Origin of the sequence: Hylemonella gracilis str. Niagara R, from assembly GCF_000600295.1 — a bacterium.
GTDB classification, from domain to species: Bacteria; Pseudomonadota; Gammaproteobacteria; order Burkholderiales; family Burkholderiaceae_C; genus Hylemonella; species Hylemonella gracilis_A.
Window position 1 is genome coordinate 3,493,312 of record NZ_JEMG01000001.1, and the last position, 12,351, is coordinate 3,505,662.

Consider the following 12,351-nt stretch of genomic DNA (forward strand, 5'->3'; position numbering starts at 1 on the left):
GCATTGTAGGAATGCCCTTCATGTTCAACATCTTCAGAAGCAAATCTTCAAGCGAAGTTCCTTCCACGTCCGCGTTTCCTTCGTCTTCCAGCAAGCCCCGCGAGGGCTGGCTGGGCAAACTGCGTGCGGGTCTGCGCAAGACGGGTGGCGGCATCGCCACGGTGTTCACCGGAACGCGCATCGATGACGCGCTCTACGAACAACTGGAGGAAGCCCTGCTGATGGCCGACGCGGGCGTCAAGGCTACACAGTATTTGCTCGACGATTTAAAACGCCGTGTAAAGGAAAGCAAAGCCACCGAACCCGCCGCAGTCAAGGCCCTGCTGGTTGACGCGCTGGCCGACCTGCTCACGCCCCTGGAACAAACCCTGAGTGTCGGCGGGCGCAAGCCGACCGTCATCATGGTCGCGGGCGTCAACGGCGCAGGCAAGACCACCAGCATTGGCAAGCTCACGCACCACCTGGCCGAAGCCGGCGCCAGCGTGCTGCTGGCCGCGGCTGACACCTTCCGTGCCGCAGCGCGCGAACAATTGATGGTCTGGGCCGACCGCAACCGCCAGGGTTCGGGCAGCGTGGACATCGTGCACCAGGCCGGCGGTGACCCGGCCTCGGTCTGCTTCGACGCTGTGAACGCGGGGAAGGCCAGGGCCAAGGACGTGGTGCTGGTGGACACGGCGGGCCGCCTGCCCACACAGCTGCATCTGATGGAAGAGCTCAAGAAAATCAAGCGCGTGGTGCAGAAGGCCGACGAGACGTCACCGCACGAAATCTTGCTGGTCATCGACGGCAACACCGGCCAGAACGCGCTGACGCAGGTGAAGTCCTTCGACGAAGCGCTGGGGCTGACCGGCCTCATTGTCACCAAGCTGGACGGCACGGCCAAGGGCGGCGTGCTGGCGGCTATCGCACTGTGGGCGCGTGACCGTGCCTTGAGCACGGCGGACGCACGCCCCGTTCCGGTTTATTTCATCGGCGTGGGCGAGCAACTCGACGAACTGGAAACCTTCAGCGCGCGGGAGTTTGCGCAGGCCTTGCTGGACTGAGGCATGCGCGAAAGCATGGGTTAGTAACTGGTGAACGACTCACTCATTCTTATCCTCGGCGCCGCCCTGGGCGGTCTGGTGCAAGGCATCTCCGGCTCCAACTTCGGCATGACTTCCACCGCGGTCTGGGCCTGGTTTCTCGCGCCGCAGCTGACTGCCGTGCTGTCCCTGTGCGGCGCGCTCACAGGGCAGGTTCAAGCGGCCTTCACGCTGCAACGCCATTGGCACTGGCGGCGCTTCCTGCCTTTCCTGGTCGGGGGTCTGCTGGGCGTCCCACTGGGCGTGCTGCTGCTGCCGCAATTGGACGTGGCGTTGTTCAAGACCGCGCTCGGCGGCTTGCTGGTGATCGCCTGCCCCGCCTTGCTGCTCGCGCCCCAGCTGCCGCGCATCCACCACGGCGGGCGCTTCGCGGACGGGCTGAGCGGCCTGAGCGGCGGCATCCTCGGTGGGCTGGGCGGCTACACGGGCATCGTCCCCACGCTTTGGGGCACCCTGCGCGGCTGGCCCAAGGACGAACTGCGCGCCCTGGTGCAGAACTTCAACCTCGGCATCCAGCTGGTCACGCTGGTGGCCTACCTGGCGCGTGGCCTGATCACGCGCGCCACGCTGCCCTCGCTGGCCCTGCTCATCCCCGTGGTGCTGCTCAGCTCTTGGCTGGGCACGCGGCTTTACCTGGGTCTGAGCGAGGCGCGCTTCCGGCAGATCGTGCTGCTGTTGCTCACGGTCTCGGGTGCGGCCCTGTTGGTGTCCGGCGTGGGGCAGTTGCTTTCGCGCTGAAAGAGCCCAGCCACCTCACGGCACCGGGCGGTCTATGGTCGCCCCTGGTCTTTTGTGACGGCGCACTCAGATGGCGCGCTTGGCCGCGTGGTAACGGCCCGTGCCGCGTGTGATCACCTGGTCCACATCAAGAACATCACCAGGCTCCAGTTCGGGCTCGGCCGCGACCCGCACGTACAGAGGCGCAAAATCGATGTTGGCCAGTCCCAGCAGCTCATCGAGGTGCTGGATGACGAAATACGTTTCCTGAAAATCGTCGATGCGGTAGCGGGTGCGCATCACACGCGCCAAGTCGAAGCGCAAGCGATTGGGCGAGGCATCTTCGACGCTGAAACAGGTCTCGGTGAATGAAGACACGATGCCAGCGCCGTAGATGCGCAAGCCGTCGGGCTGCAACACAAGACCGAATTCCACCGTGTACCAGTAGACCCGGGCCAGCTTGTCGAGCACGCCCAGGCGCTGGGCGCGCAGCCCGCCTTCGCCATAGGCCTGGATGTAGTCGGCGATGACCGGGTTCATCAGCATGGGCACATGACCGAAGACATCGTGAAAGACATCGGGTTCTTCGAGGTAGTCCAGCTCATGCGCTTGGCGGATGAACTGCCCAGCCGGGAAACGCCGATGCGCCAAATGCTCGAAAAACACCTCGTCCGGCACCAGACCCGGCACCGCGACCACTTCCCAACCAGTCTGACGGCGCAGCACCTTGGACATCTGCTCGAAATCGGGGATCTGCTCTGCGCCAATCGGCAGCTTGCGCATGCCTTCGATGAACTCGTCGCAGGCGCGGCCGGGCAGGAGGCGCGACTGCCGTTCGAACAAGGTGCGCCAGACGGCATGTTCCTGGGCGGTGTAGCCCGCCCAGCCCTGGTCAATGGTCCAGTCCGGACGCTGGGGTGTTTGCCCCAGCCCCGCCGCCAGACCGTGCTTACTGGATGCCGGAGTGGCTTGCATGGCGTGGCTCCAGGCTTCAGCGCGCGGTGGACAACAGCGCCGCCGCGCAGCGGTCCATGTAGCGGGCCATTTCGATGTCCTTGAGCGTCAGGCCCTGGGCATCGTGGGTGGTCATCACGACCGAGACCTTGTTGTAGACGTTGAACCACTCAGGATGGTGGTTGTGCTTTTCGGCCATCAGAGCCACCTGGGCCATGAAACCGAAGGCTTGCGTGAAATCCGCGAAGCGGAACTCGCGAGCGATGAGACCACCGCGCTCCGCGCTGTGCGTCCACTCGGACAAGGTGGCCAATTGCTCGCGCACCTGCGCGGCATCAAGTTTCAAGGAATGGTTGGACATGCTGCATGCTCCAGAAATCGAATGACCCAAACACAACACCACCGCCGAATAGGGCAGCAGCCATGGAGAGGATAAGGGTCAATTCGGCGGCGCGCAGGGCACACCGCGCACGCTGCGCGCGAGGTGTTCGCCGATGATGCTGAAGGCTGGTGTCATGCGCGCGGAACGGGTCCGTCGTTCTGCCCCGGGCTGTCGCCGGGGCTGGGTGCGATTATGGGCGCCGATCGCGCGGATCCCGGCTTGGGTAAACCCTGGCCCGACGCAGAGGCGTCAACGGCCCCAAGCCAGCGCGCAAGCAGTGCAAAGTCAGCGCACGACCAATCGGCCCGCGCCTTCGTCCGTCACGCGACCGATCTCGGCGGCGGCGTCGAATCCATGGCGACGGAAGGTCGCCAGCACCTGCGGCACAGCCTCGGGCGCGCAGCTCACCAGCAGGCCCCCGCTGGTTTGCGGATCGCTCAGCAGAGCCTGGTCCACGGACTCGAAACCCGCCGGCAAACTCACCGAAGCGCCATAACCGGCCCAGTTGCGGCCCGACGCGCCCGTCACGAAACCTTGCGCGGCCAGATCACGCACCCCCGGCAGCAGGGGCACCCGGGACCAATCGATTTCCACCGTGCGCCCAGCGCCGCGCGCCAGCTCCAGTCCATGCCCCGCGAGGCCGAAGCCCGTCACATCGGTCAAGGCGTGCACGCCCTCGATCGCGGACAGCTCGGGACCGGGGGTGTTCAGGCGCGTGGTCGTGTCGATCATGCGCGCGTAGCCCGCCGCGTCCAGCTGTTCCTTCTTGAGCGCAGCCGACAACACACCCACGCCCAGGGGCTTGCCCAGGATGAGGCGATCCCCCACCCGGGCGTCGGCGTTGCGCTTGACGCGCCCGGGATGCACCAGGCCCAAGGCCACCAGGCCGTAGATGGGCTCCACCGAATCGATGGTGTGCCCACCCGCGATCGGGATACCCGCTGCCTTGCACACGGCCTGCCCGCCATCAAGAATGCGGCCGATGGTCGCCGTGGACAGCACGTTGATGGGCATGCCCACCAGCGCCAGCGCCATGATGGGCCGCCCGCCCATGGCATAGACGTCGCTGATGGCGTTGGTGGCGGCGATGCGGCCGAAGTCGTAGGCATCGTCCACGATGGGCATGAAGAAATCGGTGGTGGCGATCAGAGCTTGCTCGTCGTTGAGCCGGTAGACCGCCGCGTCATCGGCCGTTTCGATGCCCACCAGCAACTCGGGCGGCACGGGCAGGCCATTGCTGCCCTTCAGGATGTCGGACAGGACGCCCGGCGCGATCTTGCAACCGCAGCCGCCGCCGTGAGAAAGGGAAGTCAAACGGGGCTCGGAGCCCCGGGACAGATCAGGGGTAGAAGTCATGGCAGCCATGGCTATCATTGTGCCCTGCACAAGAGGTTTGCCACCCGGACCCACCCCCTACAGGAGACCACCATGACCACGCTTGCCCAGGACAACCACGACGGCGCCACGCGCCGCGTCGACCAACTGCTCGCCCACTACGGTGCAAGCCACCAGAACCCGGCCAACGAGCTGATCCACTACGCCGCGATTCCGCTCATCATGCTCAGCATCGTGGGCCTGATCTTCGCCATCCACCCGCTGGCGGCCTATGCCTTCATCGGGGCCAGCCTGATCTATTACATCCGCCTGTCGCGCATGTTCACCCTGGCCATGGCGGCCATCTCGGCCATCGGCCTGGCGCTGGTGCACCTGATGGGCGACTACCGCATCGCCATCTGCGCCAGCATCTTCGTCGTGGCCTGGATCTTCCAATTCATCGGTCACCACATCGAAGGCAAGAAGCCCTCCTTCTTCGAAGACGTGCAGTACCTCTGGGTCGGCCCGCTCTTCGTGCTCAGCCACCTCTTTGTCAAGCGCGGTTTGCGCTGGTAAATCCTCTTCATGAGCTGGCACGCCGCGCTGCAACTCGACTACACGCTTGAAAACGGACGCAGCGTGGCGCGTTACCGCCACGACGGACCGCTGCGCATCCTGCAAAGCCTCTACCCCGAGGGCGACGCGGTCTGCCACAACGTGCTGGTGCACCCACCTGGTGGATTGGTGGGCGGCGACACGCTGGACATCCAGCTTTCCGTCGCCGCCGGCTCGCACGGTCTGGTGACGACGCCCGGCGCAACGCGTTTCTACCGGAGCACAGGGGACGCTGCTTCCCAGCAAGTCCATGCCCGCGTCGAAGATGGCGCGCGGCTGGAATGGCTGCCCCTCGAAGCGCTGGCCTACCCGCAGTGCCAGGCCAACAACAAGGCTGTATTCGACCTGGCCCCTGGAGCCGAACTGATCGGCTGGGACGTGACGGCGCTGGGCCTGCCGGCGGCGGACCAGGCCTACACCCAGGGCCGTTTCTCGCAGCACCTGGAGATCCAGAACCTGGGCGGCCTGAACGCAGAAGTGCGCGCGCCGGTCTGGCTGGAACAGGGCCGCATCGACGCGACTGACACCCGCCTGATGGATGGACCGTTGGGCCTGGCCGGCCACCGCTGCCTGGGCACGCTGTTTTTTGCCTCGGGCACGGCCATCCCTCGGGACCGGCGCGAGGCGGCCCTGGACGCGGTGCGCGCCGCGCTGGAATCAGGCGCACTTTCCAGCGCTGCCACGCGCGACGCACCGGCCCTCGTCGCGGGCGCGACCAGCCCCCATCCGCAGGTCCTGGCCGTGCGGGTGCTGAGCCCCCTGGTGGAGCCCGCGCTGGATCTGCTCAAGCGCCTGCGGGGTGTCTGGCGGCGCGAACTCTGGCAACTGGAAGCCACGCCACCCAGGACCTGGGCGCTTTGAGCAACACTGTCCAACGCAACTCCGCAACCGCGACGCAAACCACGCCTCGCAACGAACTCACCATGACCGATGCCCTCATCCTCCAGGACCCCGCGCAAAACGGTGGGGCCAAAACCACACAACTGATTTTGCTGCTGCATGGCGTGGGCAGCAACGCGCAGAGCATGGTCGGCTTGGGGCAGGCCTACGCGCGCGTGTTTCCGAACGCGATGATCGTGGCCTTGAACGCGCCCGAACCCTTCATGCCCGGCACACCGGTTCAGCTCGCGGGCCACCAATGGTTTTCCATCCATGAGGTGACGGAGGACAATCGCCCCGGGCGCGTGGCCGCAGCACTGCCCAAGGTCGAAGCCTTGGTGCGGCACTGGCAAGCAAGCAGCGGCGTGGACGCGGCCGGCACCGCGCTGGTCGGTTTCTCGCAAGGCGCCATCATGGCCCTGGCTGCGGCGATGCAGCCGGAACCGGTGGCGGCACGCACCATCGCCATCGCGGGCCGCTTCGCAGCGCTGCCCGAAACACCACCCCACGAAAACTGCACCATCCACCTGCTGCACGGCAAGACCGATGCCGTGATGCCCTACCGCCACGCCATCGAAGGCGCGCTGCGCCTGAAGGAATTCGGCGCCGACTTCACCGCCGACGTGCTGCCCTTCGTCGGCCACGAGTTGCACCCCGACCTGATTGAACTGGCGGTGGAAAAGCTGGAACAGCACATCCCGGCGCGGCTTTGGTTGAAGCCTGGGGAGGGGGGTGATGTGGGGGAGGATGAGGGGCGGGGCGAATCTGGGGACTAAGGCTGCATGCGACCGGGACACTCATTCCCCGGTTAGCTTGAAATGGACGCGGTTGGTATTTTTCCGACAATCGTCGGGCACTTCGCCCGGCCCGTACGCCACCCGGACGAGAGATCAGGTAACACCGTGGCTCTCGAAGTACTGAACCAGATTATCCAGTGAAGCCGCCTGACCAACCTCGTGCCCATCGATCATCGCCGCCCCGATGAAGGACGCCACCTGGGTCGTGCTCCTGAGCCTCGTTCCCCGCTCGCAAGGCGCGAGCTCCACGGTCGTCAACGCCGCACAGAGGCGCCGCCCCGCGGTCGTGATGGTCTCGCTGTAGACGATGCGCTGGTTCTCGACGATCTCGAGATAGTGCGTGGTCACATGGATGTTGGGATCGTGCTTGGAACCGCAACGGTAGCGGTCGATACCGCCTTCCCTGAAATCCTCAGCGTCGTAGAGGATGACTGCGGTGTCGGATGGCGCGCCCCATCGTGCCCGCAGCGTCGCACTGGCGTAGGCCTCGAAGACCGCGGTGATGGGGGCGGACAGCTCACGCTCGAAAACCAGGGTGGCGTGCTGGACGGCGGATGCGCGGTCGTGGTCTGTGACGGACATGGAAGCTCCAGGAATGTTGCGATACCTGTTCGACGAACGTCGCAAGCCCGGTTCGACACCCAAGGGATCGGGAAAAACCCGGAGCCCAGCGGGCTGCATGTCTTCATCCCCCGCCCCGGCGCATGAAAAAAGCCGGTCGAACCCGACCGGCTTCTTGACGAAGGCGAGCCTCGCTTCTTACTGCTTGACGGCTTCCACCTGGACCAGCAGCTTCACTTCCTTGGGGAAGCCCCAGTTCAGACCGAAGTCGATGCCGTAAGCGCTGCGATCAATGGTGGTCTCGAAATCGCCGCCGCAGACTTCACGCTTGAGCATGGGGCTCTGGTAGCAGTTGAACTTGCTGGCCTTGAGCGTGACCGGTTGGGTCTTGCCCACCAGGGTCAGGGTGCCGGTGATTTCGCTGACTTTGTCGCCGTTGAAGCTGAACTTGTCGGCGGTGAACTTGGCGGTCGGGAATTTTTCGGCGTTGAAGAAATCCGGGCCTTGCAGGTGCTTGTCGAAGGCCGTGGTGCCAGTGCTGATCGAGGCCATGTCGATGGTGATCTCCACGCTGCCCTTCTTGGCGGCCTTGTCCAGCTTCACCGAGCCGTCCTTCTTGTCGAAACGGCCACGGTTGGTTGAGGTGCCCATGTGGTCGATCTCAAAGGTCACGAAGGTGTGCGTCGGGTCGATGCTGTAGGTGGCGGACTGGGCCTGGGCAGCGCCGGTGAAGGCCAGGGCGAGGCCGACGAGGGTGGCGGCAGTGATCTTGCGCATGAGGAAACTCCTGTGTAGCAACGAAGGTTGAGGAAGAAAGGATCGAAACGAGAGGAAGGACAAACGGCCGGGCTCAGACCTTGCCCACGCCGGTCAGCGCCAGCTTGAACTTGACTTGCACGTCATCCGCCACCATGGAGGTGTCCGACCACTGGTTCTCGCCGATGGCAAAGGCAAGGCGCTTGATGGTGAACAGGCCGGTGGCGGTGGTCGTGCCGCCCGCTTGCGTCAGCGTCACGGGCACCGTGACGGGGTTGACGCGACCCTTGATGGTGAGTTGCCCCGCCACCTCGTACTTGCCGCCGCCCAGTGCCTTGATCGTGCTGGACTGGAAGGTCGCCTTCGGAAAGCCCGGCACGTTGAACCAGACAGGCTTGGGCAACTCGGCGTCCGCCTCGGGCACGCCCAGCGTGGCGCTGGCCATCTCGACCGTGAAAGCGATCTTGCTGGTCTGGAGCTTGGAGGGGTCAAAAGCGACCTGGGCGTCGAACTTCTTGAAGTGGCCCTCGACCGGCACGCCCATCTGCTTGCTGACGAAGACGATCTCGCTCTGCGCGGGCACCAGCTTTTGCTGGGCCTGGGCCGGCAGTGACAGACTGGCGAAGGCGGACAGCGCCAACAGCAGGCTGCCCGTGAAATGGCGGCGAATGAAATTCATGATTGGAAGGACTCCCAGGTGAAATGTCAGGAACGGCCGAACCACATGCGGCCGATCAGGCCGTCGCGGTCCAGCCACTGGTGTTTCAGGGCCGCCGCCACATGCAGCAGCACAAACAGGGCCATCAGGTAGGCGCCGATTTCATGCGCTTCCTTCAAGGTTTCAGCCAGCGCCGCGTCCTTGCCCACGAAATCGGGCAGGGGTAGCACGCCAAACAGCACGACGGAAAAACCCGTGGCCGAGCTGTAGGCCCAGCCCAGCAGGGGCACGGCGAAGAACAGGACGTACAGCACACCGTGCGTGCCGTGGTGGGCCAGGCGTTGCCAGGCGGGCATGGCCTGCGCGATGCCGGGCGGCAAGGCGGGCGCGGGGCGGATCAGCCGCCAGAACAGGCGGACAAAGGACAGCGCCAGCACCAGGATGCCCACCCATTTGTGCCAGTTGAACAATTTGAGCCGTTCCGGCGAGAAAGGCAGATCCGCCATGTACACGCCCAGGGCGAACAAGCCGATCAGGACCAGGCCCAGCGTCCAGTGCAGGACGATGGCCAGGCCGTTGTAACGCGCGATCGGGGGCATGGATGTGGAGGAGGTATTCATGGCAATGGGGTGGCATTCTAGGAAGCCCCCTTTATCCCCAGGATGAGCGGGCTTGTCGGCTGAGTTCAAATTTTTTGCGCTCCCACGCGAACCGATGGCCTTCTGCGCTGGCACCGTTTTTGCACTCGCCCCTGGGGTTAGCCCGGTATTCGCCTCGCACCGTCCTGGTTTGGCTGGCGGCCGCACCCCTTGTTCCTTGTCTTCTCCTTTGCTGAAAGGCACTTCCATGAGTGAAACAACAACAGCCGCCGCATCCGGCGGCGGTGTCACCTACCAATCGGTGGACAGCAGCTATTTCGAGAAACGCGGCCTGCGCCGTTACGCGGGCGTCGCGTCCCTGTGGGCGCTGGGAGTGGGCGCGGTGATTTCCGGCCACTTCTCGGGCTGGAACTTCGGGCTGGGCGTGGGCGGCTGGGGCGGCATGCTGATCGCCACGGTCTTCATCGCCATCATGTACCTGGGCCTGACCTTTTCCATCGCCGAGATGAGCCCGGCCCTGCCCCACACTGGCGCGGCCTACTCCTTCGCCCGCTCCACCATGGGGCCTTGGGGCGGCTTCATCACTGGCCTGTGCGAGAACGTGGAATACGTCATCACGCCGGCCGTCATCGTCTTTTTCATCGGCTCCTACCTCGGCTCGATCTTCGGCACGCCGGAGAGCTTCCAGCCGGTCTACTGGATCGGCGGTTACATCGTCTTCGTGGGCCTGAACGTCATCGGCGTGGAACTGTCCTTCAAGGTCACGCTGGTGGTGACGCTGCTGGCCTTGGCCTGCCTGGTCGGTTTCTGGTTCAGCGCCATCCCCAACATGGACTTCACGCGCTGGGCGCTCAACATCGGCGTCGGTGCCGATGGCGCGCCGGTCGAACTGGCCGAGGGCGGCGGCAGCTTCCTGCCCTTCGGTTTCCATGGCGCGCTGGCGGCCATGCCTTTCGCGGTCTGGCTCTTCCTGGCCATCGAGCAGTTGCCGCTGGCGGCCGAGGAATCGGTCGACCCCAAGCGTGACATGCCGCGCGGCATCATCCTGGGCATCATCACGCTCATCGTCTCGGCCTTCATGATCCTGCTGCTGAATTCCTCGGTGGCCAAGGGCTCCTTCGCGCTCGCCACCTCGGGCGAGCCGCTGCTGGACGGCTTCCGCGCCATCTACGGCGATGGCATCGCCAAGATCCTGGCGCTGATCGCCGTGATCGGCCTGATCGCCAGCTTCCACACCATCATCTACGCCCAGGGCCGCCAGATCTACTCGCTTTCGCGCGCCGGTTACTTCCCGCGCGCACTGTCCATCACGCATGGCACCCGCAAGACGCCGCACCTGGCCATGGTCACCGGCGCGGTGGTGGCGCTGATCGTGATGTGCGTGATCTGGTACGGCGTGGAAAACAGCGCCGGCATCATCGGTGGCACGCTGCTCAACATGGCGGTGTTCGGCGCGATGATTTCCTACATCATGCAGGCCCTGTCCTTCATCTTGCTGCGCAAGAAGTTCCCCCACATCGCCCGCCCCTACAAGAGCCCCTTTGGCATCGTGGGCGCGGCACTGACCATGCTGATCGCGCTGGTCACCATCTACTTCCAGCTTTCCGACCCGGTCTACCGCGCGGGGGTGATCGGCGTGGCGATCTGGTTCGCCGTGGGCATCATCTACTTCGCGCTCATCGGGCGCCACAAGCTGGTGCTCTCGCCGGAAGAGGAATTCGCCCGCTCCAAGGGCACGGCTGAATACAAGTCTCTTTGAGATAGAACGAACGCACGGAAGCCGCAGGGCTTCCACGGTACGGGGGAAGAAGGGTGACCTTCTTCCCTTTTTTTATGCCGGGTCAGCCAAACCGCCCATCAGCAGCTGCAGCAGCTTGGCGCCCATGGCGCTGGCGGCCTCCTCGCGTCCCGCACCCAAGCCGTAGAGCCCCACGGTTTGTTCTTCGAGCACCAGCGTGGCGTACCCATGCGCGCAAGACCACGCCAGCAGGATGCGCTCGCCCAACTCGGAAGGCGGCAACCCGCGCTCGGCGATCAGCTCCGCGTACACCTGGCGCAAGGCATCCCCGGTGCGCCGCCCCGCAGCCTGCAGCGCGGCGTCCTCCGGGTCGAGCCGGTCGCGTCGGAACATCAGTTGGAACAGGGCGCGGTGAGTCAGCGCGAAATCGATGTAGGCCACGCCCAGGGCCTGGGCACGGTCACGCGCGTCCGCGCCGGCGCCATTCATGCGCGCATGCATCGCGTCAGCCAAGCGCTCGAAACCATCGGCCGCACAGGCCGTCAGCAGCCCCCGCGCGTCGCCAAAGTGGTGAGCAGGCGCAGCGTGCGAGACACCGGCCGCCCGCGCTGCAGCGCGCAGGGAAAAGCCTTCCAAACCCTGCTCGCGCAGCAATTCAGTGGTGGCATCGATCAGCGCCCGGCGCAGGTCGCCATGGTGGTAGGACAAGGGCGCCGCCGGGGCATGGCGCCGGCCGGTCGAGGGTTTCTCAAGCTTTGAGGAAGACATGGCCGATCATAACTTGACAACGTCAAATTTCACCCTTACAGTCCACCCATCCAATCTTGACAATGGAAATATCATGACCCTTCCCCTCCCGGATCTCTCGCTGGCGCTGCTGCACCACCTGGTCGTTTTCGCGCTCGTCGCCGTGCTCTACGCCCAGTACCTGCTGCTGGGCGGTCAACCCGACATGGCCCGCCTGCGCACGGTGGCTCAACTGGACAAAGCCTATGCCGGGCTCGCAGCGGGCATTCTGATCATCGGTTTCGCGCGCGCCGCGCACGGGGCCAAAGGCTGGGACTTTTATGCCGACAACCCTGTGTTCTGGGCCAAGATCGCGGTCTTCGGTGTGATCGGCCTGCTGTCCGCCGTGCCGACCGTGCGTTTCCTGCGCTGGCAAAAGCAAGCCGGCTTGCCGGACGCGCAAAGCTGGCGCGGCACACGGCGTTGGATTCTGGCCGAGCTGCTGCTGCTGCCGGTGCTGCCGCTGCTGGCCATTCTGATGGCGCGTGGCATTGGTTTGTGAAGGGCATGCGA

15 protein-coding genes are annotated in these 12,351 nt (G+C 65.0%); 7 read left to right on the forward strand and 8 right to left on the reverse strand.

All coding sequences use genetic code 11. The annotated features are described in order from the left end of the window. The first annotated feature begins 20 nt into the window (after window positions 1-20). Window positions 21-1,043, forward strand: a complete 1,023-nt coding sequence (gene ftsY, locus AZ34_RS15865; protein ID WP_035611970.1) for a signal recognition particle-docking protein FtsY — start codon at window positions 21-23, stop codon at window positions 1,041-1,043. A gap of 30 nt (window positions 1,044-1,073) precedes the next feature. Further along, window positions 1,074-1,820: a sulfite exporter TauE/SafE family protein gene (locus AZ34_RS15870; protein WP_035609848.1), complete on the forward strand. Its 747-nt coding sequence runs from the start codon at window positions 1,074-1,076 to the stop codon at window positions 1,818-1,820. Between the two features lie 66 nt (window positions 1,821-1,886). Here AZ34_RS15870 and phhA read toward each other — a convergent pair whose 3' ends face one another. The 3 genes from phhA to selD form a co-directional block, all read right to left on the reverse strand. Further along, window positions 1,887-2,774 carry a phenylalanine 4-monooxygenase gene (gene phhA / locus AZ34_RS15875; RefSeq protein ID WP_035609851.1) on the reverse strand — a complete coding sequence of 296 codons (888 nt, stop codon included), beginning with the start codon at window positions 2,772-2,774 and terminating at the stop codon, window positions 1,887-1,889. Between the two features lie 16 nt (window positions 2,775-2,790). Continuing rightward, window positions 2,791-3,114, reverse strand: coding sequence for a 4a-hydroxytetrahydrobiopterin dehydratase (locus tag AZ34_RS15880; protein WP_035609854.1), 324 nt, complete (start codon window positions 3,112-3,114; stop codon window positions 2,791-2,793). Between the two features lie 306 nt (window positions 3,115-3,420). Then, the gene (gene selD / locus AZ34_RS15885) at window positions 3,421-4,500 is read right to left on the reverse strand and encodes a selenide, water dikinase SelD (protein WP_197026577.1); all 1,080 of its coding nucleotides are present in this window, start codon (window positions 4,498-4,500) and stop codon (window positions 3,421-3,423) included. A gap of 63 nt (window positions 4,501-4,563) precedes the next feature. On the opposite strand from selD, the gene AZ34_RS15890 reads away from it, so the two are divergent. The 3 genes from AZ34_RS15890 to ypfH all read left to right on the forward strand — a co-directional run bounded on the left by AZ34_RS15890 (window position 4,564) and on the right by ypfH (window position 6,719). Next, the gene (locus AZ34_RS15890; protein WP_035609857.1) at window positions 4,564-5,025 is read left to right on the forward strand and encodes a DUF962 domain-containing protein; all 462 of its coding nucleotides are present in this window, start codon (window positions 4,564-4,566) and stop codon (window positions 5,023-5,025) included. 9 nt (window positions 5,026-5,034) lie between these two features. Then, window positions 5,035-5,925, forward strand: coding sequence for an urease accessory protein UreD (locus AZ34_RS15895; protein WP_035609860.1), 891 nt, complete (start codon window positions 5,035-5,037; stop codon window positions 5,923-5,925). 62 nt (window positions 5,926-5,987) lie between these two features. Then, window positions 5,988-6,719, forward strand: a complete 732-nt coding sequence (ypfH, locus tag AZ34_RS15900) for an esterase (RefSeq protein ID WP_155831845.1) — start codon at window positions 5,988-5,990, stop codon at window positions 6,717-6,719. A 114-nt stretch (window positions 6,720-6,833) separates the two neighbouring features. Here ypfH and AZ34_RS15905 read toward each other — a convergent pair whose 3' ends face one another. The 4 genes from AZ34_RS15905 to AZ34_RS15920 form a co-directional block, all read right to left on the reverse strand. After that, a complete protein-coding gene (locus tag AZ34_RS15905) occupies window positions 6,834-7,322 on the reverse strand; it encodes an SRPBCC domain-containing protein (protein WP_035609863.1) in 489 nt (162 codons plus the stop codon). 177 nt (window positions 7,323-7,499) lie between these two features. Next, complete coding sequence (locus AZ34_RS15910) at window positions 7,500-8,078, reverse strand: YceI family protein (protein ID WP_035609865.1); 579 nt, start codon at window positions 8,076-8,078, stop codon at window positions 7,500-7,502. Between the two features lie 73 nt (window positions 8,079-8,151). After that, window positions 8,152-8,736, reverse strand: coding sequence for a YceI family protein (locus AZ34_RS15915; protein WP_035609867.1), 585 nt, complete (start codon window positions 8,734-8,736; stop codon window positions 8,152-8,154). A gap of 26 nt (window positions 8,737-8,762) precedes the next feature. Next, a complete protein-coding gene (locus AZ34_RS15920) occupies window positions 8,763-9,335 on the reverse strand; it encodes a cytochrome b (RefSeq protein WP_197026578.1) in 573 nt (190 codons plus the stop codon). 226 nt (window positions 9,336-9,561) lie between these two features. Here AZ34_RS15920 and AZ34_RS15925 point away from each other — a divergent pair, with 226 nt between their 5' ends. After that, window positions 9,562-11,073, forward strand: a complete 1,512-nt coding sequence (locus AZ34_RS15925; RefSeq protein ID WP_035609872.1) for an amino acid permease — start codon at window positions 9,562-9,564, stop codon at window positions 11,071-11,073. 72 nt (window positions 11,074-11,145) lie between these two features. Here AZ34_RS15925 and AZ34_RS15930 read toward each other — a convergent pair whose 3' ends face one another. Then, the gene (locus tag AZ34_RS15930; protein WP_051509950.1) at window positions 11,146-11,820 is read right to left on the reverse strand and encodes a TetR/AcrR family transcriptional regulator; all 675 of its coding nucleotides are present in this window, start codon (window positions 11,818-11,820) and stop codon (window positions 11,146-11,148) included. A 73-nt stretch (window positions 11,821-11,893) separates the two neighbouring features. Here AZ34_RS15930 and AZ34_RS15935 point away from each other — a divergent pair, with 73 nt between their 5' ends. Continuing rightward, complete coding sequence (locus tag AZ34_RS15935) at window positions 11,894-12,340, forward strand: DUF2214 family protein (RefSeq protein ID WP_035609874.1); 447 nt, start codon at window positions 11,894-11,896, stop codon at window positions 12,338-12,340. Window positions 12,341-12,351 lie beyond the last annotated feature (11 nt).

Bases quoted from the DNA above. Each gene is read 5' to 3' on its own strand.
- AZ34_RS15910 (WP_035609865.1), bottom strand. From the start codon at position 8,078: ATGCGCAAGATCACTGCCGCCACCCTCGTCGGCCTCGCCCTGGCCTTC.
- AZ34_RS15920 (WP_197026578.1), bottom strand. From the start codon at position 9,335: ATGAATACCTCCTCCACATCCATGCCCCCGATCGCGCGTTACAACGGC.
- AZ34_RS15935 (WP_035609874.1), top strand. From the start codon at position 11,894: ATGACCCTTCCCCTCCCGGATCTCTCGCTGGCGCTGCTGCACCACCTG.
- AZ34_RS15915 (WP_035609867.1), bottom strand. From the start codon at position 8,736: ATGAATTTCATTCGCCGCCATTTCACGGGCAGCCTGCTGTTGGCGCTG.
- selD (WP_197026577.1), bottom strand. From the start codon at position 4,500: ATGGCTGCCATGACTTCTACCCCTGATCTGTCCCGGGGCTCCGAGCCC.
- AZ34_RS15930 (WP_051509950.1), bottom strand. From the start codon at position 11,820: ATGTCTTCCTCAAAGCTTGAGAAACCCTCGACCGGCCGGCGCCATGCC.
- AZ34_RS15925 (WP_035609872.1), top strand. From the start codon at position 9,562: ATGAGTGAAACAACAACAGCCGCCGCATCCGGCGGCGGTGTCACCTAC.
- AZ34_RS15905 (WP_035609863.1), bottom strand. From the start codon at position 7,322: ATGTCCGTCACAGACCACGACCGCGCATCCGCCGTCCAGCACGCCACC.
- ypfH (WP_155831845.1), top strand. From the start codon at position 5,988: ATGACCGATGCCCTCATCCTCCAGGACCCCGCGCAAAACGGTGGGGCC.
- phhA (WP_035609851.1), bottom strand. From the start codon at position 2,774: ATGCAAGCCACTCCGGCATCCAGTAAGCACGGTCTGGCGGCGGGGCTG.
- ftsY (WP_035611970.1), top strand. From the start codon at position 21: ATGTTCAACATCTTCAGAAGCAAATCTTCAAGCGAAGTTCCTTCCACG.
- AZ34_RS15880 (WP_035609854.1), bottom strand. From the start codon at position 3,114: ATGTCCAACCATTCCTTGAAACTTGATGCCGCGCAGGTGCGCGAGCAA.
- AZ34_RS15895 (WP_035609860.1), top strand. From the start codon at position 5,035: ATGAGCTGGCACGCCGCGCTGCAACTCGACTACACGCTTGAAAACGGA.
- AZ34_RS15890 (WP_035609857.1), top strand. From the start codon at position 4,564: ATGACCACGCTTGCCCAGGACAACCACGACGGCGCCACGCGCCGCGTC.